This is a genomic window from Breoghania sp., assembly GCF_963674635.1.
Taxonomy (GTDB): domain Bacteria; phylum Pseudomonadota; class Alphaproteobacteria; order Rhizobiales; family Stappiaceae; genus Breoghania.
Map to the genome: position 1 here is coordinate 644,430 of NZ_OY771475.1, position 24,737 is coordinate 669,166.

Consider the following 24,737-nt stretch of genomic DNA (forward strand, 5'->3'; position numbering starts at 1 on the left):
CATGTGGTATTTTGCGTGGATCCTGGGTGTCACGGCTGCGCTCTGCATCTCGATCATCAATGTGATGTGGTACGAGTTCCAGAACGAGTTCGAAGTCGCCGACGAGAACGGGCATCACAATGGTGCCGGAGACGGCGAGCACCACTAGGTGCACGTGAGAGAGGCGGACGACCGACACGGAGATGGCTTCCATTACGGCTGATCGCAAACGCCTCAACGCCTTCCTGAAAGGCTTCAAGAAGACCGCGCATCGCGATCTTCGTCTGACACTGGTTTGCGCGATGACGACGGGGCTCGCCGTCATCGCGCAGGCCTTCCTGGTCGCCCGTATCCTCAACGGGCTGATTTTCCATGATCTTCCCTTTTCCGCCGTCCTGCCCGAATTCGCTCTTCTGAGCGGCGTTGTCGTGGTGCGCGCGGTGGCGGCCTGGGCGACAGATCTCTTTTCCTTTTCCGCCGCAGCAACCGTGATGCGCGCCTTGCGCGGGCATCTGGTTGAGCAGGTGGAGCGGATCGGTCCGGTCGGCATGGCGGACCTGAAGACGGGCGAGACCGTTACCGCGATCGCGGATGGGGTGCGGGCCATCGAGCCCTACTATTCGCGCTATATTCCCGCCACCGTCATGGCCGGGCTGCTGCCGCTGGCCATCTTTCTCGTGGTTCTTCCCCTCGACTGGATCTCCGCCATCATCTTTGTGGTGACGGCGCCGCTCATCCCGGTCTTCATGATCCTGATCGGGGAGGGCGCGGAGAAGCTCAACCAGCGCCAGTGGGGGCGGCTGCAGCGCATGTCGGGCCATCTTCTCGACGCGGTGCAGGGGCTCGCCACGCTGAAAGCCTTCAACGCCGCAAAACGCATGACGGGCGAGGTGGCGCGCGTTGCCGATGCCTATCGCCGCGACACGATGGCGGTGCTGCGCGTGGCATTCCTGTCATCGCTGGTGCTGGAGTTCTTCGCCACCGTATCCATCGCGCTCGTCGCGGTGCTGGTCGGCTTCCGGCTGATGTGGGGGCAGATGGATTATTTCCAGGGCCTTTTCATCCTGCTGCTGGCGCCGGAATTCTATCTGCCGCTGCGCGCCATGGGGACGGCCTATCACGCCCGCATGGAGGCGGTGGGGGCCGCGGAAGGCATCGTCGCGCTTCAGGATGTGCCCGAACTTGCCGAGCCCGGCGGGGCCGAGGCGCTTGCCGATCCGGCGCGGATCGAGATCACATTCGAGAATGTCAGCCTTTCCTTTGCCGATGAGCGGCGCGCGCTTCGCGAGGTGTCCTTTACGGTTTCGGCTGGGGAGGCGGTGGCGTTGGTGGGGCCTTCGGGGGCTGGAAAGTCGAGTCTTCTCAATCTGCTGCTGGGCTTCGTTCAACCAACGGATGGGCGCGTGCTGATCAATGGGGCCGCGCTTTGCGATCTCGATATCAAGGCATGGCGCGGGCTGGTGGGCTATGTCGCGCAACGCCCGCGCGTCTTTGTGGGAACGCTTGCCGCCAACATCGCGCCCGGTGAGGCAGAACCGGACCGCGAGCGGATGAGGGCGGCCATCGCGCAAGCTGATCTCGCCGACGTGGTGGCGCGTCTGCCGGACGGGCTCGATGCGCGCATCGGCGAGGGCGGGGCGGGGCTTTCCGGCGGCGAGGCGCACCGGCTTGCCCTGGCGCGCGCCTTTTACCGCAATGCGCCGGTGATCGTTCTCGATGAACCGACCGCGCATCTGGATGCGGAATCGGAAGCCCGCGTTCAGGCGGCGATCACCCGGCTCTTGCCGGGGCGCACCGCGCTGATGGTGGCGCATCGCCCCGCAACCATCGCCCAGGCCAGCCGCGTGGTGAGACTTGAGGCGGGACGTCTTGCGGTGACCGCCGAGGGCGATGACAGTGCCCGTGATGATGTGGACGAGGAGGTGTCGTCATGAGCGATATCGCCCGCCTCCTGAAACTGATGCGCCCGCAAGCGGGCTGGATGCTGCTTTCCATTGCGCTGTCTGCGATTGCGACGCTTGCCCATGTGGCGCTGATGGCGACCTCGGGCTGGTTCATCACCGCCATGGCTGCCGCAGGCATTGCGGGCGTCAGCATGAATTATTTCACGCCTGCCGGGATGATCCGGGCCTTCGCCATGGTGCGCACCGCCGGGCGTTATGCGGAACGGCTGATGGGCCATGAGGCGACGTTGAAATTCGTCGCGAAACTCAGGCCCTGGCTTTTCTCCAGGCTGGAGCCTCTGGCGCCTGCCGCGCTGGAAGATGCGCGCTCCGGTGACCTGCTGACCCGTCTTCGCGGCGATATCGACCGGCTGGAATTCGCCTTCCTGCGCATCATCCAGCCCATCGTGGTTGCGGTGATCGTGCTGGCGGCGGGCATTGCCTTTGCAGCGCGCTATGAAGTGGCGGTCGCCATCATCTTCGCGTTGCTGGCCTTGGGGGCGGGCGTGCTGGTGCCGCTCTTCATCGGGGCGGTGAGCACCCCGGCCGCGCGTCGTGTCAGTGCCAATACGGCTGAATTCAATTCCCTCCTGGTGGACCATCTGGAAGGCCGCGCGGAACTCGATATCTATGATCCCGATCACCGCCATCGCGGCGCGGTTCTTGCCACCAGCGAGGCGCTGATCGACGACGAGCAGAAGATCGCGCGTCTGACGGGGCTAGCCTCGGCAAGTGTCGGGCTTGCGACCCATATCGGGCTGATCGTGGTGATCGGTTTCGGCGGGGCCTCTGTTGCGGCGGGCACGCTTGCGGGCCCCGATCTGGTCATGCTGGCGCTATTGGGCCTAGCGCTTTTCGAGGCGGTGGGGCCGCTGCCGCTTGCCATGCAGAGCCTGCCACTGGTTCTGGCGTCGGCGCGGCGGATCTTTGCGCTTGCCGACAGGCCTGCACCAGTTGAGGCGCCCGATACGATGACATGGGCGGAGGGATCCGAAATGGGGGGCGGCGTTGTCAGCGTACGCGTGCCGGACCAGGGCGATCTCGTCTTCGACCGGGTGAGCTACACCTATCCGGGCGCGACTCGCCCCGCGCTTTCCGGGATCAGCCTGACGCTGTCACCGGGAAAACGGCTTGCGGTGGTCGGGCCAAGCGGTTCGGGCAAATCGAGCCTCGTTTCGCTTGCCCTGCGCTATCGTGCCGCATCTCATGGATCGATCCGGTTTGGCGGGCTGCCCGCCGAGGCGTGTGATCTCGATACTTGGCGCGCGAAGATTGCGGTTCTGGCGCAATCGGATCATCTGTTCTCAGCCAGCATTGCGGACAATCTTCGCCTTGCGGACCGGAATATCTCGCGCGAGCAGATGGTTGAAGCCTGCAAGATCGCCGGAATTCTGCCCTTCATCGAAGCGCAGCCACAGGGCTTTGACACATTCGTCGGGGCGCTGGGCGCGAAAGTCTCCGGCGGGGAGGCGCGCAGGCTCGGCCTGGCGCGCACACTCCTGAAGGACGCGCCCGTTCTGATCCTTGACGAGCCAACCGAAGGGCTCGACCGGCAGGGCGAAGGGGAAATTCTGCAAAGCGTGCTGGAAATGACGCGGGATCGCGCGGTACTTTTGATCGCCCATAGCAGAACTTGCCTTGAGCAGATGGACGAGATCGTTGTTCTGGAGGATGGGGGCATTGCAGCGCGCGGCGCGCCGGATGCCATTCTGCCGCTGCTGCCTGCAACGGTAGACCGGTTGAAAGCGTGAGGGCTGCGGGCTGAAGTGATTTGTCATGGGAGGGGAATTTGCGGCGTCTTGAGGTTTCTGAAGCCTGGACCGGGGTCGCGGACTGTCGGCATTGCGTCATACGGGAAGCGGTTCTGTTCGCCGGGCTGAAGGAGGAGGATTTCTCCCAGCTGCACCGGCCGATCGATCAGCTCGTCTATCCGGCCGGCAAGACCATTTACGACGCCGGCGATCCGGCCTCCACGCTGTTCACGATCCGCAGCGGGCTGGTAAAGCTCACGCAATACCTTCCCGACGGGACCGCGCGCATCGTCCGCCTGTTGCGCAAGACCGATCTGCTCGGTCTGGAAGCGATGATCGATGCGGAATATCCCCACACCGCGACCGCTCTGCGGGATACGGAAGTGTGCCGCCTGCCGGTCGACATGGTGCACAAGCTTTCGCAGTCCAACAGTGCGCTGTTTCATGAATTGATGGCGCGCTGGCACGCAGCGATCGGCACGGCGGATCGCTGGATCACGGAGTTCTCGACCGGTGCGGCGCGCGACCGGGTCGTCCGGCTGCTGCTGTGGCTGTCTGAGAAAGAAGAGGGGGATCGGTGCGAGCTGTTCGGGCGCGAGGATCTCGGCGCGCTGCTGGGGCTCACCACCGAAACCGCCAGCCGCACGATGGCCGACCTGAAGCGCAAGGGTTACATCTCCGAACCGCGTCCCAACAGCTTTCTGTGCGACGTGCCCAACCTGAAACGGCTGGTCGGGATGTAGCGAGCGATTGCGGCGCGGGACGGCTTTTCTGTTCTCTCAGCCGCCTCTTGAAATGCAACAAGGCCCGGGAGAATGCTCCCGGGCCTTGTGCGTTCTTGCGCTCTGTCGCTCAGCCGCGATCACAGCCCGACATGGGCCGTGACGTCCGGCACTTCGCCTTCAAACTTCTCCACCTGCACAATGGCGGTTTCGGCGATTGTCGCCTGACCGTAGCCGGAGGAGAGCGGAAGGTCGCGGGTCAGCGTGTTGGCCGAACCTTCCTTGTCGAGGGTGCCGATCACGCCGGGCTCCTGCGGGTCGTACCAGGCGCCTTCGTGCAGCAGCACGTTGCCTGCGGAGATGTCGTCGGAGACCACCACCGCTGCCAGCACCTGACCGCGCGCGTTGAAGATGCGGGCAACGTCGCCCGTCTTCAGGCCGCGCGCCTCGGCATCGGCGGTGTTGATCGTCATCGGCTCACGTCCGTTGACCTTGTAGCTCTCGCCTTCGATGGTGTTGTCCATCTGCGAGTGCAGGCGATGGGGCGAATGCGCGGAGACGAGGTGCAACGGATAGTCCTTTGCCTCTTCGCTCTTGCGCCATTCCACCGGTTCCATCCAGGTCGGATGCGCCGGGCAGTCCGGGATGTTCATCTTCGCGATATAGGGCGAGGTGATCTCGATCAGCCCTGTGGAGGTGCCCAGCGGGTTCAGGAGCGGATCCTCGCGGTACTCTGCGAGCATCACCTTGTCGCCCTTGCCTTCGGGGAACTCGATGATGCCGTCACCGGCCCAGAACTCCTCGAACGGAGGCATCTCGACCGAGGTCGAACGTCCGCGTGCGTCTTCGTAGAACTGCTTTGCCCAGTCGATGTCGGTCTTGCCGCCATCGGTATAGGCGTCACGGACGCCAAAGCGGTCGGCGAGTTCGGAGAAGATCTCGTAATCCGGACGGGATTTGTGCTGCGGGGCGACGACCTGCTTGGCGGCAAGGATGAGGTTTGCCACCTGACCCAGATCGTTGCGCTCCAGATCGCTCGACGCGGGCAGGACGATGTCGGCGAAGAAGGCGGTCGGGGTCCACCAGGGCTCCTGCACGATCACGGTTTCAGGCTGCTGGAATGCCTTGATGAGGCGGTTCGTGTCCTGATGGTGCGTGAACTGGTTGCCGCCGGAGGTGTAGACCAGTCGGACGTCGGGCAGGGTGAAGGACTTGTCCTTGTAGGGTAGCTCCTTGCCCGGGTTCAGGAAGGCGTCGGCGAAGGCGGCGATCGGGAAGGTGCCCTCAACCGGGTTCTTGCCCGGCGACATGCCGCCCAGGACGGGCATGTCCGGCTTCGGGTAGCCGCCATCGGCATAGTGCATGCCGAAAGACACGCCGCCGCCGGGCAGGCCGATCTGGCCGATCATGCAGCCCAGCGCCATCAGCGCCCAGGGGGTCTGCTCGCCGTGGTGCTGGCGCTGGATAGACCAGCCGCCTGCGATATAGGTGCGCTTGGCGACCATCTTGCGCGCGAGCGCCTTGATGTCCTCTGCCGCAAGGCCGGTGATCTCGGCCGCCCATTCCGCGGTCTTCTCGGTGCCGTCTTCCGCGCCCTTGAGATAGGCCGCAAAGTCATCGAAGCCGAAGGCGTGGGTGGAGACGAACTCCTTGTCGTAGATGTCTTCGACCAGCAACGTGTGCATGATGCCGAGCGCCAGCGCGACGTCGGTGTTGGAGGCGACGGGCATCCACTGGGAACCGAGATGCTGCACCGTCTCACTGCGGACCGGATCGATGACCACCGTCTCGATGTCGCTGTCCTTCAGGTCGAACCAGTAGCGGGTGCTCTTGCGCGCGGACAGGATCCGCGTCGTGACCATCGGGTTGGCGCCCCAGATCACCATCAACTCGGTGTTCTTGAGCAGGCCGGGGAAATCGCTGTACATCCCCGTCGCGCCCCAACCGACGCCGGTGATGATCTCGTTGACCGCCTGGTTGGAATAGTTGCCAAAGAAGGTGGACGCGCCGCCGATCAGGTTCAGGAAGCGCTGGTTCATGGCTTCGGTGCGATGCACCTTGGCATGGTTGGACGCCCAGGAGCTCTTGCCGCGATGCAGCGAAGCATTGCCATGGGTTTCCTTGATGCGGGTGATTTCGTCCGTGACGAGCTTCAGGGCGTCATCCCAGGAGACTTCCACGAAGTCGCGGCTGCCGCGCAGCGTACGGTCGGCCTTCTCGCGATCCTTGAGGAAGCTGGCGCGCACCATCGGCGCGCGCACACGGTCACGGGCATAAAGACGGTCCGGCATGGCGCGCAGGAGAGGATCGGCAAGGCCAAGCTGTTCAAGCATCTCGACGCCCACGACCTGACCGTCCTTCTTGATCAGCCAGAGAGGGCCGAGGCAGGTGTTGGCGAGGACGCGCCCATCGGTCACGCCACCGACACCGGAAGCCGCGCGCGCCAGATGCGGAAGCATCGTCGCGCTGATGGCGCCGGAAGCCATCAGGTTCACAAACTGTCTGCGATTCAACATGTATTCGCCCCTTCTTGATCCACTTGTGATTGCAGTGACGATCAACGGGAATTCTACCGGCTTTCACACGCGGGCCCATGACTCAGGTCAAATTATTGATTGAAAAATAAGTAAAATAGGTGGTTTGATATTACGGAAATCATATATAAGCGCGCTTTGATAAGGTTATTGAAATAGTATGTAGCGTCAGTTCGTGGATGTATTCATGGTGACATAAATAAGAATAGGCTGAGCGTCCTGAGTTATTGGATAAAAATATTCAAAAAGTAACGCAGGGGGAATGTGTGGGGTGGCGAATTTCGGTCCGGGGCTATTGAAACGTCAGGCTGTTGAGGCTGGGTAGGCGACTGGAGGTCGGTGGTTGTGCAATTTATGCGCGTCTCTCCGGGGTGGGCGGTGGCCCGCAGGTTGGCCGGTGGCATGGATGCGCGAGAGCGTGCTTGTATGATCATGACTTGACGAACAGGGCGGTGCTGGAATGGGAAACGAGGCCATGAACCACGACGAAGTCGCGCGAAAACTGCTTGAGGGCCTGCCGGATGCGCTCGTCATTTCCGACCGTGCGGGCAAGATCACCTTCTGGAATGCGGGGGCGGAGCGGGTTTTCGGGTTCACCGAAAGCGAAGCCCTTGGTTGCTCTCTCGATATCATCACGCCGGAGCGGCTCAGGGAGCGGCATTGGTCGGGCTATGAGCGGACCATGCGGACGGGGCGCACGCAATACGGGGCCGGAGATCTGTTGTCCGTGCCCGCGATCCGCAAGGATGGACGCGCGATCTCGGTTCAGTTCTCGATCACACCGTTTCGCGATGACAAGGGAGAGATCTGCGCGTTGGCGGCGGTGATGCGTGACGTGACGCTGGATTTCGAGGAGCGCAAGCAATTGCGCAAGGCGCTGCGCGAGGCGACGTCGTGAGGCTTCTTCCCTGCTGGCCGCAGGGGCGGTCATGGGGCGAGATGGGCCGATAGCTGCCAGACGTCTCCACGGCTTCATGGTGGTGGTCTCGGCAGGGGCTTTCCACCGTGGGAGCAGGGGGCTATTGCAATGGCGGTGCGCCGGGGGACCCGCTTTATCGTGATGAGCGGCATTGACTGCTCTGCAATCCATCAACGGTGCCCGCCGCGATTTCTGGGAAAGTGACATGCAAATCATGAAGGCGGCGGATCATCGCCGCATGCCGTGGAAAAACGGCAAGGGGGAGACTGCGGAAATCGCCCTCTTTCCCGAAGATGCGGGGCTGGAGGATTTCGGCTGGCGGCTTTCCATGGCGAGCGTGAGCGAGCCCGGCGCCTTCTCGATCTTCCCCGGCATCGATCGGGTGCTCGCCATCGTGCAAGGCGAAGGCTTGCGGCTCTTGGTCGAGGGGCGGGAGGCAATCGTCACGCCGGAACGCGAGGCTGCCGCTTTCGCCGGTGATGTCGACGTGACATCGGACCTTCTCGGTGGCCCGGTTGTCGATCTCAACCTGATGACCCGTCGCGGGCGCTTTCATGGGAGCATGGAGCGGGTCGGCGGGCAGGAGAGACGCGAGATCGCGGGCAAGGGGGCGGCAACCCTGGTCGTTTTGCGCGCGCCCTGCGCCGTTTCCTCACGCGACGGCTCGGTGCCCCTTGCCAGGCTTGATGTCGTGCGCGTGGAGGACGGAGAGGTCCTGTCGTTTCAGCCTGCGCTTGCAGCGCTGGATCTTCTTGTGGTCCGGATCGTGGAAAATGGCGAAGAGGCTGGAAAAGTCCTGCAATCCTTCACAAATTCCTAACAAAGCGTTTGACCCGTTTCCCGTGGGTGAATAAGGCTATGGGCGGAATTGGTTCCGCTTTGCTGGCGGATGAAAAGGGAACGCGGTGCGATCGATCGGGCGATCCATTCCGCGACTGCCCCCGCAACTGTAACCGGCGAGCCTCCTTTCGATGATCCACTGATCGCGCAAACGATCGGGAAGGGGAAGGGCAGGCGTCGACCCGGAAGTCAGGAGACCTGCCATTCCGGTCACCCATGCTTGGATACGGGGTGTGTCCAGGCGCGGTCGTCCGTGGCGGTGACAGTAATCGTGTCGCCGCACGCGTGAGAGACCGGATCATGCCCGCGCCAGAGAAGCGCGTCTTCTTCCGATTTCAGATTGCCTGCGGTTCAAGTCAATCGGGCCGGGCCAGGTGTATGCGTTCGGTCCTCCTTTCGGGGGCAATCATGCAGAAGATCATTGGGACAAGTCTCCTGGCAGCGGGAGCGGTGACGCTCGCTCTGACGGGGACCGCCCGGGCGCAAGTCGCAAACACGGAAAAAGACGGCTCTGTCGTTCTTGATTCCATCCTCGTCACGGCGGGTCGCACGCCGGTGGAAAAGGAAAAGTCCGGTCGCGCCTTCACGGTCATCACAGGCGAAGATCTGGCGGAGCGCAATGTGCGCCAAGTCTCCGATGCGCTGCGCGCTGTTCCCGGCTTTTCGGTCTCGCAACTGGGCGCGACGGGTGGTCAGACCCAGATCCGCGTGCGCGGTGCGGAAGCCAACCACCTGCTCGTCATGATCGATGGCATCGAGGTCAGCGAGACCTCCACGGGCGAGTATGATTTCGGCGGCCTGATTGTCGACAATATCGATCGCATCGAGGTCCTGCGCGGGCCGCAGAGCGCCTTCTGGGGCTCCAACGCAACCGCCGGTGTCGTCAACATCATCACCAAGGGCGGCATCCGCAACGGTTTCGAGGCGACAGGCACGGTGGAAGCCGGATCGGACAAGTCTGTCTTTACGAGCCTTGGCCTTCGCGGCGGTGGCGAGAAATACGACATCTCGCTGGCGGCGGCGCTGGACAATGTCGGCGGCTTCAATGTCTCCGATTTCGGCACGCACGAAGATGGCGCGCGCAATGGCACGCTGAACGCCAAGGTCCGCGTGGATCTGACCGACTGGATGGAGTTCGCCTCCACGCTGCGCTACGTGAAACGTCAGGCAGACACGGACGCGCAGGACTTCACCTTCGGCAGCCCGACCTATGGTCGCGTGCTGGACACCGACGATGAAACCAAGATGGAAGAGCTTTTCGGCTCCGTCGGTCTTACCGCCACGGGTCTCGACGGCGCGTTGACCCAGAAGCTGCGCTTTTCCGGCTCCGACACCCGGCGCGACAATCTGGAAAGCGGAGCTGTCACCTCGGCCACCAAGGGCGCGCGTCTGAACGGCTCCTATCAGGCGACCTATGCCTTCGACACGCCCGATTTCGCCGCGGCACGTCACAGCTTCACCGGCGGCTACGAATGGCAGCGCGAAACCTTCCGCCCCTCGCATCTGCAGCATGGGTTTTCCCGTGACGCGCATTCCTTCGTAGCGGAATACCGGGGTGAATTCCTCGACCAGTTCTACCTGAACGGGGCCGTGCGCCACGATCTGAACGACCGTTTCGACGATGCGACGACCTACTCCATCGCGGGTGCATGGCAGCTGCACGAGACGGGCACCCGGTTCCACACCTCGGTGGGCACCGGTGTCACCAACCCGACCTTCTACGAGCTTTACGGCTACACCCCGTCGACCTTCGTCGGGAATCCCTCGCTGACGCCGGAAAAAAGCCTCGGGTGGGATGTGGGTGTCGAGCAGTCCTTCTTCGACAAGCGTTTCGTGGTCGATGTCACCTATTTCCATCAGGATCTGACGGACGAAATCGCCACCGTTTACCAGAATATCGGCGGAACCTTCGTCTCTACGCCCATCAACCGCGAGGGCAAGAGCCTGCGCCAGGGTGTGGAAGTGTCGGCAACGGCTGAAATTCTCGACGGCCTGACCGCGAACGGCTCCTACACCTATACCGATGCCACCGAACAGACGGTTGCCGGTGGAGCCCGGATGGTGGAAGTGCGTCGTCCCCGGCATTCCGGCGCGCTCAACCTTGCCTACAGCTTCCTTGACGACAAGGCGCGCGTCTTCGGTGAAGCGATCTTCAACGGCAAGATGTTCGACAACAGCTTCGTGACCGGCACGAGCACGCGCGTTTCGCTCGATTCCTATGCGCTCTTCAATGTCGGCGCGAACTACAAGTTCAACGAGAACTACGAGGTCTATGGGCGGGTCGATAATCTGTTCGATACGGATTATGAGGAAGTCTTTGGCTATAACACCAAGGGACTTACGGCCTATGTCGGTGTGAAGGGAAGGTTTTGATACCTCTTTCAAGCCTGAAAGCCGGGGCGGTTCTTGCCGCCCTGGCTCTTGTTTGTTTTCTGCCCGCGAAGCTGGTCCGGGCACAGGAAGAGGCGCGCCCGGCATCCTTGAAACCGGTGCCGGAACGTGTCGTCTCCATCAATGTCTGCACCGACCAGCTCGCCATGCTGATCAGCGCGCCCGGTCAGCTGAAATCCGTCTCCCGCTTTTCGCGCGATCCCGAAATGTCGGCGATGACCCGGCAGGCGCAGGCCTATCCGCTGAACCATGCGCAGGCGGAAGAGGTCTTCCTGATGCGGCCGGATGTGGTTCTGGCCAGCGCCTATACCTCGCGCACCACCGTCACCTTGCTGCGCAGGCTCGGCTTCCAGGTCGAGGAATTCCAGCCCGCCACCTCGTTTGACGATATCCGCGCCAATATCCGTCGCATGGGCACGCTTCTGGGCCGTGAGGCACGGGCGGAGGAGCTTGTCGCGCAGATTGATGAGGATCTGGCGCACACGGTGGGAAAACCCTCCGGAAAGCGCGCCGCCCTCGTTTTCGCAAACAGTTTCACCGCAGGCTCCGGTACCCTCACGCAGGCCATCGTGGAGGCCGCGGGGCTTTCCAACGTGGCGGCGGAAACCGGCGTTGTCGGCTCCGCGCGCATGCCGCTTGAAAGCCTGATCATGGCGAACCCCGATCTGGTCGTATCCGGCGTTCAGGGCTACCGCTCGCCCGCGCGCGCCAACGAGATCTTTCTCCACCCCGCCTACCGGGAACTGGCCCGGCGCAAGGGGCTCGTCTCCATTCCTTCGCGCTACTGGGTCTGCGGCGGGCCTTTTACCAGTCAGGCCGTTCGCATCCTGCGCGCCGGGGCTGATGCGCCAAAGGCCCTGGCAGGGCGTCAACCATGAGTGATGCCGTCTCCTACAGGCTGCTTGTTGCGGTGTTGATGGGCGTCGTTGTGGCGCTTTTCGGCCTGTCGCTTACCGTGGGGCCTGCGGGGATTGCCTTTGGTGACAGCCTCAAGGCGCTGTTTGTTGGCGGGGAAGGCGATTCCGCGCGTGAGGCAGTGGTTCTGGTGATGCGCGAGATCCGCCTGCCGCGCGCGCTTCTGGGGCTCGGGGTCGGTGCGTCTCTGGGGTTGAGTGGCGCGGTACTTCAGGGCCTGTTGCGTAATCCGCTGGCGGAACCGGGGCTTCTGGGCGTCAGCGCCTCCGCGTCGCTTGGGGCGGTGCTGGCAATCTATACCGGCTTGTCCGCCATGTTTCCGCTCGCCCTGCCGCTCATGGCGCTTGGCGGTGCCTTTGCCGCCGTGGTGCTGGTACAGGCAATGACGGGCAGCGGTGGGACGTTGACGATCATCCTCGCCGGTGTCGCGGTTTCCAGCTTTGCGGGCGCGATGACTTCGCTCGCCCTCAATCTCTCGCCCAATCCCTTTGCGGCCCTTGAAATCGTCTTCTGGATGCTGGGCTCTCTGGCCGACCGCTCCATGACCCATGTGTGGATCGCAGGGCCGTTCATTCTGGCCGGCTGCGCCATGCTGCTGATGCAGGGGCGCGCCTTGGACACGCTGACGCTCGGCAATGATGCGGCGCGCTCTCTGGGCACCGATATGGCGCGTGTGCGCCTGATGGCCGTTCTGGGGACCGCCATCGCTGTGGGCGCGTCCACGGCTGTGACCGGGGCCATCGGCTTTGTCGGGCTCGTCGTGCCGCATCTGCTGCGCCCGCTTGTGGGGGCCGTGCCCTCGCGGCTGCTTCCGGCGAGCGCGCTGGGGGGCGCGGCCATGATCCTCGCTGCCGATATCGCCGTGCGCCTGCTCGCGCCGGGTCGCGATCTGAAGCTCGGTGTCCTAACGGCGATTATCGGCGCGCCATTCTTCCTGTGGCTCGTCCACCGCGCGCGCAAGGAGGCGGCATGACGCTCCTTTCGCTTTCCCGCCTTGCCGTCGCCTATGGAAACACGCGGGTCGTCAAAGACGTCTCGCTGAGCGTTCGCGCGGGCGATTTCGTCGGCCTTATCGGGCCGAATGGGGCGGGCAAATCGAGCCTGATGCGCGCTGCCCTGGGGCTGGTGGAGGCCACGGGCGAGATCCTGCTTGATGGCGATGACAGCCGCCTCATGGGCGCGGATGCGCGCGCGCGCAAGGTGGCCTATCTCCCGCAGGAACACGAGATCGCCTGGCCGGTCAGTGTGCGGCGCGTGGTGGAACTGGGGCGCATGCCCCATCGGAGCGGCCTTTGGGGCGCCAATCCCCGCCGGGCGGAGGAGCGCGCCATCGTCGACAAGGCCATGGATGTCATGGGCATTCGCGAGCTTGACGGGCGGCGGGCGACCGAGCTTTCGGGGGGCGAGAAGGTGCGGGTTCTGATCGCGCGCGCGCTGGCCCAGCATGCGCCGCTTCTGCTGGCCGATGAGCCGACATCCGGGCTTGATCCGGCGCATCAGATCGCCTGCATGGAGACCTTCAAGAGCCATGCCCGCAGTGGCGGCGCTGTGCTCGCCTGCCTGCACGATCTGGGACTCGCCGCGCGCTGGTGCAACCGCATCGTGCTCATGTGTGAAGGGGAGATCGTGGCCGACGGCGTACCAGGAGACGTGCTCACCCCGCAGGTGCTGGCCGATGTCTATGGCATTCGTGTCTTCATGGCCGAAACTGAGGGGCGTCTCGTCGTCCAGCCGCTGGATCTCGTGCGGCACTCATGAGGGGGCGAGGGAGGTGTTTTACATCTCTCGGACCGCCTGCCAACTTGTAAAATGACTTGTAAAATTCGCGCCCGGCCGCAAGGCGGGGCGGGGGCATGAAAAAGGCCGCGTCCGGAGTACGGGCGCGGCCTTTTCGGTTTGGCGGAGGAAAGGGCTCAGTAGGCCCTTTCATAGATCTCCAGAATGTCCTTTTCCGACAGATCGACGGGGTTCCAGTCGAGCAGCCGGCGGATGGCGTGAGCTTCCTTCGCCATGGCGGGAAGGTCGTCCTTCGGCACACCATGGGCGGAAAGGCGCATGTCGAGACCGAGGCTTTCGCAGAAGGCGTAGGCCGCCTTGCGCACATCCTCAACGCCGTCGGCCGGATAGCCGAGGGCTTCGCACACGGCACGGGTCTTGTCCGGTTCGGCCAGCGCATTGGCTGCGAGCGTGTGCGGGAAGATCAGGGCGTTTGCGATGCCGTGGGCGATCTTGTGACGGGTACCCAGCGGATAGGACACCGCGTGACCCGCTGTCGTGTTGACAGGGCCGAGGCAGACGCCGCCATAGAAGGCCGCCAGCGAAAGCCCGGCACGCGCCTCCACGTCCGAGCCGTCTTCAACGGCGCGTTTCAGGAATTCACCGACCAGTTCGATGCCCTGGATCGCATAGGCATCGATGATCGGGTGGGAGCGTTTTGACGTATAGGCTTCAACGCAGTGGGCCATGGCATCGACGCCGGTGGCTGCGGTCACGAACGGCGGCACGGAGACGGTGAGTGCCGGGTCGATGATGGCGATATCGGCCAGCATGTGCAGGCTTTCGGTCGCCACCTTGTTCAAGGTTTCCGGATCGGTCACCAGCGCGCGGGTGCCGACTTCCGAGCCGGTTCCCGCCGTTGTGGGGATCTGCACCAGGCCGACCTTGCGGGCAGGGGCCCGATTGGGGCCGGAAATGTCTGAAAGCGCCACGCCCGTGCCGGTCATGACAGCCACCAGCTTGGCCAGATCCATGGCGGAGCCGCCACCGAACCCGATCACCACGTCACAGGACCCGGCAGCTTCCACCGCCCGCATCAGGTTCGGCAGATCGGGTTCCGGCACGACTTCGCCGAAGACCGACACATTCTCCAGGCCCAGCACATCGATGCGCGCGGCATTGACCGCATCAGCCACCACGAAGGGGGCCTTGTAGCCCTTTGCAGCAATCCATTTCGGCAGGATTTCCAGCACACCCTCGCCGAACCGGATTTGCGGGGGCCGTTGCATTTCGATTGCAGAATCAAGTCGCTGCATAAGTGTCTCCGCATGACTGTCGCACGGCTGCACCTTGCGAATGACAGCCGGAATTGGTTCGTCACATTAGTCAGTTGTAAAATGACTTGTCAAATTCAAACATCTGGATGGTCCGAGCGTGCCCGTTTGAGCCTGTGGACGGCTAATTGCCCAGAAAAGATTCATAATCTGTTGAAAAATATAGAGAAAAAAAGAAGTGCATCGCGCCACTTCGGAATTATTCAAATGGCATTTTATGACCAGATTTGCGCTGCACAACCGCAAATTGGATCTTGTCGACGATAAAAGTTGACAAGTTTGCATCTTGGCAGCATCTTCATCTGCAATCGATGAGCGTGGTGAGGATGGTTGATGTCAGAGTTTCGACACAGCAAGTCGGACATCTTGATCGGGGGCGGGCTGCTCGCCTTTTGCGCCTTTGGCGCCTGGCGTACGCTCCTTGTTCGCAATGTTCATTCCGGAACCGTCGCCGGGCCGTCCTTCGTGCCCTGGCTGATGATTGGCACCGTGGTGCTGTTGGCGCTTGTGCTGATCGGGCGCGGGGTTCGTCAGCAGGTGGCTGCCGGGGGCGGGGTGAAGGCGATCCGTCCGGAAGGCGGGGCGCTGATCAAGATCGTGCTCTTCGCGCTGCTTCTTGTCGCCTATGCCGCGGCCTTCTACCCGGTTGGGTATATCCCCTCCACACTTGTGACTTTCGTAGCTGGCCTCTGGCTGCTCGGAGAAAGAAAGATCCTGCATCTGCTGGTCTTTCCATGCGTGATGACCCTTGGGGTCTATTACGCCTTTACGGAGCTTCTGTCCGTCTGGCTCCCCTGAGATCCGCAAACTTCCAAAAAGGGAGGAAGTAATGTCGAAATCGAAACTGCTCGCTGTTGCACTTCTCGTCGGTGTGTCCACTCCGGCTCTGGCCGAATTCCCCGAGCGCCCGCTTCAGGTGATCGTGCCCTATTCGGCCGGTGGCTCCACCGACCTCGGCATGCGCGTTGTTGCCGATACGATGGAGCGCAAGTTTGACGGCGTTCGCGTTGTCGTGCGCAACCAGCCGGGCGGCGGCGGCGGTATCGGCTCGTCGGCGGTCGCCCATGCGCGTCCCGACGGCTACACGCTGGGTGCGGGCGCCCAGGGCCCCATCGCGATCCTGCCCCATGTGGGTGGCGCGGACTACACGGTCGATGATTTCGAGTTCGTGGGTCTGTTTGCGCGCTCGCTTCAGGTGATGGTGGCCTGCAACGATGCGCCGTTCAGCGACTATGACGGCTTTGTCGAATACGCGAAGAACAAGATGCCGCAGGTCGGCAATTCCGGCGCGGGTGGTGCCAACCACATTTCCGCGGAAGCCTTCGCCAAGGCGGCCGGTATCAAGATTGCCTCCATTCCCTTTGGTGGTTCTTCTGAAGCCCGTACGGCCTGCATCGGCGGTCACATCGATGCGATGGTGGCCTCTCCGGCCGAAGCCAAGGCAGCTTCCGAGGCTGGTCAGATGACCCCGATTTTCGTGATGGAAGACAAGCGGATCGACCTTTTCCCCGACACGCCGACGGCGGTCGAGAAGGGCGTCGACTTCACTTGGTCGTCCTACAAGGGCCTGATTGCGCCCAAGGGCATCCCGGAAGCCGATCTCGCCTGGCTGCGCGATGCGGTGAAGGCTGTCGCCGAGGACCCGCAGTTCATCGAGAAGATGACCGAGATGGGTGAGTTCGTGACCTATGAAGATGGTCCGACCTTTGAGGCCCGCGTGAAGAAGGACAGCAAGATGGCTGAGGAAGTTCTCAGCGATCTCGGCCTTCTGGGCATGAACAAGTAAGGCGTCACATCGCCGGACAAGACAGTCGGAGCGGGGCCTGATCCCGCTCCGGCGCTCTTCCTGCAGGATCGCTAGCACGCCGGATGAACCGGCAGTCCCGGAAATCGGACCCTTCGCAAAGCCCGAAAGGCTGCAAGTCCGACGAGCCCGAAAGTCTGACGAGAAATGCAAACCCTTTCGTATCTCGCCCCTCTGTTCGAGTTTCAGGTCCTGTGGACGATCGCGCTCGGGACCCTCGGCGGTCTCGTGATCGGCGCGCTTCCCGGGCTGACAGCCACCATGGGCGTTGCGCTTTTGATCCCGCTGACTTTCGGCATGTCGCCCGTGATGGGCCTGAACATGCTCATCGGCATCTATATCGGCGGCATTTACGGCGGCTGTGTCTCCTCCATCCTTCTGCGCACACCGGGAACGCCGGCTGCGGCCGCGACCGTGCTGGACGGCTATCCGATGGCGCAGCGCGGGGAGGCAGGCAAGGCGCTGGGCATGGCGACCATCGCCTCCACCATTGGCGGCCTTATCGCCGCGGTCGTGCTGGCCACGCTCGCCCCGCAGCTTGCCGGTATCGCGCTTGAATTCGGCGCGCCGGAATATTTCGCCCTTGCCCTGTTCGGCTTGACCATCATCGCGTCGCTTTCCGGCGATGTGCTGAAGGGCGCCATTTCCGGGATGTTGGGCATTCTCATCTCCTGCGTGGGCGCGGATCCGATTTCCGGCATCACGCGCTACACATTCGGTATCCAGGGCTTTGCCTCCGGGTTCGCCTTCACGCCCGCCCTGATTGGCCTTTTTGCGCTGTCGGAGGTGTTCACCCAGATCGAGCGTCTCGCCTCCACCGACAAGGAAAAGGCGATCGCGCTGGTCAAGAACCGCTGGCCCTCGCGTGCCGACATGAAAGAGAGCGCGAGCGCGCTTATTCGCGGCTCGCTGATCGGGACGCTGATCGGCATCATCCCCGGCACCGGCTCCGGTACCGCGTCGTGGATCTCCTATAACGAGGCCCGTCGCACCTCCAAAACGCCGGAGAAGTTCGGCACCGGTCACATGCCCGGCATTGCCGCCACCGAGAGCGCCAACAACGCGGTCTGCGCCTCCGCGCTGATCCCGCTGCTTGCGCTTGGCATTCCCGGCGACGTGGTCACCGCCGTCCTCATGGGCGGCCTGATGATCCAGGGCCTCGCACCGGGGCCGATGCTGTTCCAGACCAACCCGGACGTCGTGGTCGGTATCTTCGGCGGCACCTTCATCGCGACCATCTTCATGTTCATCTTCGGCATGGCGCTGATCCCGGTCTTCTCGCGGATCCTCATGGTGCCACGCCGCATGCTGACCATGTCGATCGTCGTCTTCTGCTTCATCGGATCGTTTTCGATCAATCTCAACCCGGTGGACCTCTACACCATGGTCGGCTTCGGCGTGCTGGGCTGGGGGATGCAGAAATACGGCTTCTCGCAGGCCGCGCTCTGCATCGCGCTGATCCTCGGGCCGATGCTGGAGGCGAACCTGCGTCGCGGACTGCTTCAGTCCGGCGACAACCTGATTGAATTCCTTTCTGGCCCCATCACCCTTCTTTTCCTCGCGTTGACCGTCGTGTCCCTGTGCTGGCCGATGATCTCGCGCGGCATCGCTCGCAGAAGCGAAACCCGTAAAAAAGTCACGGAGTAAACAATGACGCGCAATGCCCATGTGGCCCTCGTCACCTGCTTCAACGAGGACGAGACGATCAACTATGAGGCGACCTGCGCCCAGGCCCGCCGACAGGTGGCCGCTGGCAACGACCTCATGGTCTGCGGCACCAATGGCGACTTTTCCGCGCTCACGCACGAAGAAAAGATCAAGCTCACCGAGGTGGTGAGCGAAGAGGTCGGCGGTCGCGTCAAGATCATCGTCAATGTCGGCTGCCCGGGAACCTTCGAGACGTTGCAGCTTGCGCGCGCCGTCGATGGTCTCGGCCTGCACGGCATCGCGGTCATCGCGCCCTATTTCATCTCCTGCACACAGGATGGCCTGATCCGCCACTTCTCCACGATCGCGGATGCGGTGAAGACGCCGGTCTATCTCTATGACATCCCGGCGCGCACCCAGAACCACATCGAACCGGCGACCGCCAAGGTGCTGGCCAAGCACGGCAATATCGCAGGCATCAAGGATTCCGGCGGCTCCACCGAGACCGTTCAGGAATACCTGGAAGTCAGCCGCGAGGTTGGCAATTTCGATGTCTATTGCGCCCCCGATCATCTGGTCCTTTGGGGGCTGGAGCAGGGCTGCGCGGGCGTCGTGTCCGGTCTCGGCAACGTGGCGCCCGAAACGCTGGCGCAGATCATCCGTGGCTTCAATGAAGGCGACATGGACGCCGCCAGGGCCGCGCAGGAGAATTTCGCCGGGCTTCGCAAGGACCTCTATGCGCTGGGCTTCCCGCCCGCCATGGTCAAGCGCGCGCTTTGCATGAATGACAGCTCCGTCGGCCTGTCGCGCCAGCCCGCGCTTCTGCCGAATGACGAGCAGGACGCCAAGATCGTGGAGATCCTGAAGGCGCGTAACCTCTACACGCGGGACGCCTGATCATGACCGTCGTCGTTACCACTTCGCCGGGCTTTGCAAAGCAGGGGCCGGTGGCCGAGCTGATCGCGGAAAAGGGCTGGGAACTGATCCGCTGTGCGGACACTTCGCTGCCCGATGGCGGTGTCAGCGCGCATATTGGCCGGGCTGACTACCTGGTCGTGGGGCTGGTGCCCGTCACGCCCGCGACGCTGGAAGGCGCTTCCAATCTCAAGGCCGTGCTGAAGCATGGCGTGGGCGTGGACAATATCGACATTCCGGCCTGTACGGCGGCGGGGCTGCCGGTATGCAACACGCCTGCCGCCAATGCGGATGCGGTTGCGGAACTGGCGGTCGGGCTGATGTTCTCCATGGCCCGCTTCATCCCGCAGGGCCATGCGTCCGTCACATCCGGTGGATGGGATCGCCGCGTCGGCAGCCAGCTTGGCGGCAAGACGCTGGGCATTGTCGGGCTCGGCAATATCGGCAAGCGGCTTGCAAAGCTCGCGCGTGGCCTCGGCATGACGGTTGTCGCCAACGATATGTACCCGGACGAGGCCTTTACCCGTGAACATGGCGTCACCATGATGAGCCTGGACGAGGTTCTCGCCGCTTCCGACTACGTGTCGCTGCACGTCTTCGGCGGCAAGGACAACGCGGCCCTCATCAACCGCGAGACGATTGGCCAGATGAAGCCCGGCGCGCGGCTCATCAATCTGGCACGCGGCGAGGTGGTCGATCTCGATGCGGTGGCCGAAGCTCTTGAAAGCGGCCAGCTCGGGGGCGTCGCCATCGATGCCTATGTGAGCGAGCCGCCGTCCACCGACCATCCGGTCTTCTCCCACGCAAACGCTGTCTTCACGCCCCATTCGGGGGCGGACACCAGGGAAGCGGTGGAGAATGTGGGCAAGATGGTGATCGAGGACATTTCCACCTTCCTGGAAGGTGGCATGCCGAAGCGGTGCCTCAACGCCAGGGACCTGTGATCCGCTCACGATCCGCCATTTCAGTGTGAACTCATGGCGCCGGGACCTAATGCCGTGGTCCCGCGCCGCATCAGGAGAGGGATATGAGCCAGAAACCGATCGTCATCACGATGGGCGACCCGTCAGGCGTGGGGGCCGAGGTCACCGTCAAGGCGATGGCTTCGCTCGAACCGAAGGACCGTGCGCGCTATGCGGTGATCGGCGACAAGCCGACGCTTGAACGCGCGGTTGCCGCCTGCAAGCTCGATCTGGCACTCGCCGATTTCGGCGGGGCCGTGCCGGAAGGCGCGCTGGCCGTGATCCATGTGCAGGTGGCGGATCTGCCGGGCAAGTTCGGCGTGTTGTCGCCGGCCTGTGGCGAGGCCTCCTTCCGTTTCATCGAAAAGGCGGTCGAGATGACCACCGGCGGTGAAGCGATCAGCATCGTCACCGCGCCGATCAACAAGGAGGCGCTCAACGCAGCCGGTCATCACTATGACGGCCACACCGGCATGCTGGCGGCACTGACGCATTCCAAGTCGAGCTGGATGCTGCTCGCATCGCCGACGCTGAACGTGCTTCATGTCTCCACCCATGTGTCGCTTAAAGATGCGATCACACGGGCGACACCGGAGCGCGTTCTGGAGACCATCCGCACCGGCCACAAGCATCTCAAGCGCATGGGGATCGCGAACCCGCGCATCGCGGTTGCGGGCATCAACCCCCATTGTGGTGAGAACGGGCTCTTCGGGCGCGAGGATGACGAGCAGATCGCGCCGGGCGTGAAGATGGCGCAGGACGAGGGCATCAACGTCGAGGGCCCGATTTCCGCCGACACGGTCTATTACCGGGCGCATAAGGGCGCGTTCGATCTGGTGATCGCCCAGTACCACGATCAGGGCCACATCCCGATCAAGCTGATCGCCTTCGATACCGCGGTGAACGTGTCTCTGGGGCTTCCCATCGACCGGTGTTCCGTCGATCACGGCACGGCCTTCGATATCGCGGGAACCGGCAAGGCCAACCATGTGAACATGCTGGCCGCGCTCGACTATGCGGGCAAACTCGCGGCGGGGCGCAGCTGAGGTCTCAAGGCTTGCGCGACGTCGTCAATTTGTGAGTGCGAATGAAATGAAAAGGCGCCCCGTCAGGAGGGCGCCTTTTTCATGTCCGGGATCTGAAACCCGGTTCAATCCTTCATGCGCAGGTCAAGCAGGCCGATGCCGAAGAGGCGGTCTCGCGAATATTCCAGATGCGCGCGCATATGCGCCTCCGCATCCTCGGCGCGCTGGTCGCGGATGGCTTCATAGATGTTGGTGTGTTCTTCCAGAACGCGCTCCAGCGCCTTTGCCCCATCGGTCATTAGCGATTGGCCATGCAGCTTCATGCCCACATGGATGTGCTCGCGCAGGGCCCGCACGGCGGCCTCGTAATACTGGTTGTTGGCGGCCTTGGTGATGGCGAGGTGGAAGGTGAAATCCGCATCCTCGCGGTGTTCCTGGCTGCCGGTGGCAACGCGCATCAGATCCAGCGCATCCTTGATCTCCGCAAGCGAGGCGCTGCCGCGCCGGTCGGCTGCGAAACGGGTTGCGGCGGTCTCGATCGTGATGCGGAATTCATAGCAGCGTTGAACGTCGGCCAGTGTCTCCACGCGGGCAAAACCCACCGGGTTTGAACTTGCCGCGCGCACGAAATTGCCCGCGCCCTGACGCGAATAGATCACGCCTTCGGTGCGCAGCTTCTCAAGCGCCATGCGCAGCACCGGCCGGGAAACGCCGAACTCGTTCGCCAGCGTGTTCTCCGAGGGCAGCTTCTGGTTTACCGGGTATTCGCCATTGCTGATGCGGCTGTACAGCGAATGGTAGACACGATCCGCCAGTGTCAGTTTGGGCTTTTCGCGCGTCTCTTTCATCGCTCTGGCTTTCAAATGGTGCCTCTTCACATCGCTTTGGCGGGTGAAGTTACAAGTTTATTGACAAGTTTCACAAGGGTATCTGCTTCACCGAAGCCGCCGGACTTGGTGATAAAGGTCAGGCCGGGCATTCCATCGAGCATGCGCGAGACCGGCAGTCCGGGAAGGACTTCGCCATCGACCTCAACAAGTCCGCAGCCGATCCGATGTGCAATCGCCGCCGCCGTCTCGCCCCCGCAGGCAAGCAATGCCCGTGGCGGACGGCGCTGGAGGCGCGAAGCGATCCCGGCTGCGAATGCCGTTCCTGCGGCCACGCTGTCAATGGTCTCGTGCCCTGCCGTCATCTGGATGATTTCGGGCTCCGCGCCGGTTTCTGCCGTCTCCGGCACATGGCCATTCGGCGCGGCCAGGCCATCCAGATCTGTCATCTGCGCAACGGTCACGGGATCGCGCGAGCCTATGGCGAAGAGGGCCGGAGCGGGCAGGGTGGCGATCTCGGGCTGAATCGGGGTTTTTGCAAAGCGGCGGGCAACGGCTTGCGCCAGACCGGCGGCTCCCACCAGCAGCGGCAGCTGACCGTCATCGGCCAGCGCGGCTTTCAGCGCGGCATCGATATCGGCGTCGCTGGTTGCTTCCGGCACGGCGGATGGCTGGCATCCCGTCGTCTTTGCAATATCGATGGGCGTGTCCACGCCCGCTCCGCAAACAGCGCCGTTTTTTACAAGTCGGCCCAGGCGCGGAATGGCGGGGCAGACAAGCATCCCTTCGCTCCGGCCTGCCAGAACCGCAAGCTCGGCGCGCACATGGCCCTTGAGGCGGCTGTCGACCTTCTTGAAAATGATCGCGTTGCGGAATGCGCAATCCTCCCGCGCACCTGACAAGATGTCTTCCAGACGCCGAATGGCTTCTTTTTCAGCCAATTCCCGGCTGTTCGTCGAGACGGAAATGACATCGGGGGCCTCGGCGAGCGCATCTGAAAGCCGCTCCGGCGACAAGGCGCACAGCACCCGGAAACCGTGCCGCGCAAAGGCAACGGAACTGTCAAGTGCGCCGGTCAGGTCGTCTGCGATGATAAGAAGTTTCATGCCGTTCTTGCTCGTTCGTGCGTCGCGTCATGGTACAAGTTGTTTACTTGTAAGACAATTGAATCCCATCAGAATTTGCCTGGATTCCGATGTCCGGGAACGGAGCGCAAATGGCCCGGCTGGCCGTCTCGCCGGGGGCAAAAACAGCCGGTTGTGGACGGGATTTTCTGGGCAGGGCTTGCAAGGACCCGCTGTCCTGTGTGACGCCTGACGCAAAGCATGGCAGGGGCGAGGGCCCGAAAAGCGCGAGGCACAGGCGATGGAGATGACGGATCTGGGAATTGGTCGGACCGAGGACCGGTTCTTTCCTTTCGATGCCGTGCGGGTGGCGGCGCAGCGCGTCTTGAACGCGGACAATCGCCATGCCTTCCAGTACGCGCCGTCGGAAGGGTTGACGGAGATGCGTCAGGAGCTCGCCCGCTACCTCACCGCCCGAACGGGAAGGAAGGTGAGTGCTGAGAATCTTCTGATGACCAATGGTGCATCGCATGCGCTGGATCTCGTCCTGAAGAAGCTGGTGCCTGCGGGAAGCGCCGTCGCGGTGGATGATCCGACCTATTTCTTTGCGCTCAACATCCTGCGTGACTGGGATATCGACCTGAGGCCCATCCCGGTGCGCGAGGATGGTCTGGATCTCGACCGTCTGGAGCATGAGATCCGCACCCGCGATGTGAAGATGCTTTACACCATCCCGATCCATCACAACCCGACGGGCCGGATGTTCTCGCGGGAAAACCGCGAAGGCATCGTTGCCCTTGCCGAGCGCCATGGCGTGATCGTGGCCAGTGACGAGGTTTATCAGTTCGTCGGCGATGAGGTGCAGGAAAGCCTCTTCACGGGCAACGAAGCGAACATCCTTTCCATCGGCTCCTTCGCCAAGACGCTTGCCTCCGGCGTCCGCACGGGCTGGATACACGGGCCTAGGCCGCTCATCGACAGGCTGGCCAAGTGCGGGGTGCTGATCAGCGGAGGCGGCGTGGCGCCCGTCATGTCTCTGGTCCTGGCGCAGATGCTGGCCAGCGGGACGCAGGACGAGGTGCTGGCGAGCCTGAACGCTGTCTATAACGCCCGAAGACGCGCGCTTTGTGCGGTTCTGGAGCGCGATTTGCCTCAGGAGGTGCGCTTCGCCGCGCCCACAGGCGGGTTCTTCTGCTGGCTGGAAGCGCCCGAGGATCTCGACATGCCGGCCGTCCTTGCCGAGGCGCAGCGCCGGGGTGTTTCCTTCCGGCTCGGTTCGGATTGTTCAAGCGCTGGAAATTTCGCCAACTGCATCCGGCTGGGCTTCAGCTATTACGAGGAGGCGCGTCTGGAGGCGGCCGGGGCGATCTTGTGCGATGTGCTGAAAAAGGCGCTGGCGGCGCGGTAGCCGCCCTAGGGTGTGGACCCATAGATGAGCCGCGAATGGCG

21 protein-coding genes and 1 riboswitch are annotated in these 24,737 nt (G+C 63.0%); of the genes, 17 read left to right on the top strand and 4 right to left on the bottom strand.

Going from position 1 to position 24,737, the window contains the following annotated elements:
• Position 1: 1 nt before the first annotated feature.
• Genes cydX through ABGM93_RS02945 form a run of 4 tightly spaced genes read left to right on the top strand, consistent with a single transcriptional unit; the run spans position 2 to position 4,416 of the window.
• Positions 2-148 carry a cytochrome bd-I oxidase subunit CydX gene (gene cydX, locus ABGM93_RS02930; RefSeq protein WP_321503336.1) on the top strand — a complete coding sequence of 49 codons (147 nt, stop codon included), beginning with the start codon at positions 2-4 and terminating at the stop codon, positions 146-148.
• A 34-nt stretch (positions 149-182) separates the two neighbouring features.
• A complete protein-coding gene (gene cydD / locus ABGM93_RS02935) occupies positions 183-1,913 on the top strand; it encodes a thiol reductant ABC exporter subunit CydD (RefSeq protein WP_321503338.1) in 1,731 nt (576 codons plus the stop codon).
• A complete protein-coding gene (gene cydC, locus ABGM93_RS02940; RefSeq protein ID WP_321503340.1) occupies positions 1,910-3,673 on the top strand; it encodes a thiol reductant ABC exporter subunit CydC in 1,764 nt (587 codons plus the stop codon). The genes cydD and cydC overlap by 4 nt, the downstream gene beginning before the upstream one ends.
• 38 nt (positions 3,674-3,711) lie before the next feature.
• Positions 3,712-4,416, top strand: coding sequence for a Crp/Fnr family transcriptional regulator (locus ABGM93_RS02945; protein WP_321503342.1), 705 nt, complete (start codon positions 3,712-3,714; stop codon positions 4,414-4,416).
• 119 nt (positions 4,417-4,535) lie between these two features.
• Here the strand turns inward: ABGM93_RS02945 and ABGM93_RS02950 are convergent, their stop codons facing one another.
• The gene (locus ABGM93_RS02950) at positions 4,536-6,911 is read right to left on the bottom strand and encodes a molybdopterin-dependent oxidoreductase (RefSeq protein ID WP_321503344.1); all 2,376 of its coding nucleotides are present in this window, start codon (positions 6,909-6,911) and stop codon (positions 4,536-4,538) included.
• A gap of 493 nt (positions 6,912-7,404) precedes the next feature.
• Between ABGM93_RS02950 and ABGM93_RS02955 the strand changes: the two genes are divergently transcribed.
• The 6 genes from ABGM93_RS02955 to ABGM93_RS02980 all read left to right on the top strand — a co-directional run bounded on the left by ABGM93_RS02955 (position 7,405) and on the right by ABGM93_RS02980 (position 13,752).
• Positions 7,405-7,827, top strand: coding sequence for a PAS domain S-box protein (locus ABGM93_RS02955; RefSeq protein ID WP_319773378.1), 423 nt, complete (start codon positions 7,405-7,407; stop codon positions 7,825-7,827).
• Positions 7,828-8,053: 226 nt separating this feature from the next.
• Positions 8,054-8,668 carry a HutD family protein gene (locus ABGM93_RS02960; protein ID WP_321503347.1) on the top strand — a complete coding sequence of 205 codons (615 nt, stop codon included), beginning with the start codon at positions 8,054-8,056 and terminating at the stop codon, positions 8,666-8,668.
• 32 nt (positions 8,669-8,700) lie between these two features.
• A riboswitch (cobalamin riboswitch) is annotated at positions 8,701-8,909 on the top strand.
• A gap of 187 nt (positions 8,910-9,096) precedes the next feature.
• A complete protein-coding gene (locus tag ABGM93_RS02965; RefSeq protein ID WP_321503349.1) occupies positions 9,097-11,061 on the top strand; it encodes a TonB-dependent receptor in 1,965 nt (654 codons plus the stop codon).
• Positions 11,058-11,957, top strand: coding sequence for an ABC transporter substrate-binding protein (locus ABGM93_RS02970; protein ID WP_321337490.1), 900 nt, complete (start codon positions 11,058-11,060; stop codon positions 11,955-11,957). Before ABGM93_RS02965 ends, ABGM93_RS02970 begins: the two co-directional genes overlap by 4 nt.
• The gene (locus tag ABGM93_RS02975; RefSeq protein WP_321503350.1) at positions 11,954-12,967 is read left to right on the top strand and encodes an iron ABC transporter permease; all 1,014 of its coding nucleotides are present in this window, start codon (positions 11,954-11,956) and stop codon (positions 12,965-12,967) included. Before ABGM93_RS02970 ends, ABGM93_RS02975 begins: the two co-directional genes overlap by 4 nt.
• On the top strand, positions 12,964-13,752 hold the full coding sequence (locus ABGM93_RS02980; RefSeq protein WP_321503352.1) for an ABC transporter ATP-binding protein: 789 nt from the start codon (positions 12,964-12,966) through the stop codon (positions 13,750-13,752). Before ABGM93_RS02975 ends, ABGM93_RS02980 begins: the two co-directional genes overlap by 4 nt.
• A 155-nt stretch (positions 13,753-13,907) precedes the next feature.
• Here the strand turns inward: ABGM93_RS02980 and ABGM93_RS02985 are convergent, their stop codons facing one another.
• Positions 13,908-15,026, bottom strand: coding sequence for an iron-containing alcohol dehydrogenase (locus ABGM93_RS02985; RefSeq protein WP_321503353.1), 1,119 nt, complete (start codon positions 15,024-15,026; stop codon positions 13,908-13,910).
• A 351-nt stretch (positions 15,027-15,377) separates the two neighbouring features.
• Between ABGM93_RS02985 and ABGM93_RS02990 the strand changes: the two genes are divergently transcribed.
• From ABGM93_RS02990 to pdxA, 6 genes are all read left to right on the top strand, one after another.
• Entirely contained in the window at positions 15,378-15,842 is a 465-nt protein-coding gene (locus ABGM93_RS02990; RefSeq protein ID WP_321503356.1) for a tripartite tricarboxylate transporter TctB family protein, read from the top strand.
• 31 nt (positions 15,843-15,873) lie between these two features.
• The gene (locus ABGM93_RS02995) at positions 15,874-16,830 is read left to right on the top strand and encodes a tripartite tricarboxylate transporter substrate binding protein (protein ID WP_321503358.1); all 957 of its coding nucleotides are present in this window, start codon (positions 15,874-15,876) and stop codon (positions 16,828-16,830) included.
• 165 nt (positions 16,831-16,995) lie between these two features.
• Positions 16,996-18,495 (top strand): tripartite tricarboxylate transporter permease, encoded by a 1,500-nt coding sequence (locus ABGM93_RS03000; RefSeq protein ID WP_319773394.1) that lies wholly within the window; start codon positions 16,996-16,998, stop codon positions 18,493-18,495.
• Positions 18,496-18,498: 3 nt separating this feature from the next.
• Positions 18,499-19,392: a dihydrodipicolinate synthase family protein gene (locus tag ABGM93_RS03005; protein ID WP_319773396.1), complete on the top strand. Its 894-nt coding sequence runs from the start codon at positions 18,499-18,501 to the stop codon at positions 19,390-19,392.
• Positions 19,393-19,394: 2 nt separating this feature from the next.
• Complete coding sequence (locus tag ABGM93_RS03010) at positions 19,395-20,354, top strand: phosphoglycerate dehydrogenase (RefSeq protein ID WP_321503360.1); 960 nt, start codon at positions 19,395-19,397, stop codon at positions 20,352-20,354.
• Positions 20,355-20,437: 83 nt separating this feature from the next.
• Positions 20,438-21,418, top strand: a complete 981-nt coding sequence (gene pdxA, locus ABGM93_RS03015) for a 4-hydroxythreonine-4-phosphate dehydrogenase PdxA (protein ID WP_319773399.1) — start codon at positions 20,438-20,440, stop codon at positions 21,416-21,418.
• A 104-nt stretch (positions 21,419-21,522) separates the two neighbouring features.
• On the opposite strand, the gene ABGM93_RS03020 is transcribed toward pdxA, so the two are convergent.
• Complete coding sequence (locus tag ABGM93_RS03020) at positions 21,523-22,245, bottom strand: FadR/GntR family transcriptional regulator (RefSeq protein WP_319773401.1); 723 nt, start codon at positions 22,243-22,245, stop codon at positions 21,523-21,525.
• A gap of 26 nt (positions 22,246-22,271) precedes the next feature.
• Positions 22,272-23,330, bottom strand: a complete 1,059-nt coding sequence (locus ABGM93_RS03025) for a four-carbon acid sugar kinase family protein (RefSeq protein WP_321503362.1) — start codon at positions 23,328-23,330, stop codon at positions 22,272-22,274.
• A gap of 265 nt (positions 23,331-23,595) precedes the next feature.
• Between ABGM93_RS03025 and ABGM93_RS03030 the strand changes: the two genes are divergently transcribed.
• Positions 23,596-24,696 (top strand): PLP-dependent aminotransferase family protein, encoded by a 1,101-nt coding sequence (locus tag ABGM93_RS03030; protein ID WP_321503364.1) that lies wholly within the window; start codon positions 23,596-23,598, stop codon positions 24,694-24,696.
• Positions 24,697-24,737 lie beyond the last annotated feature (41 nt).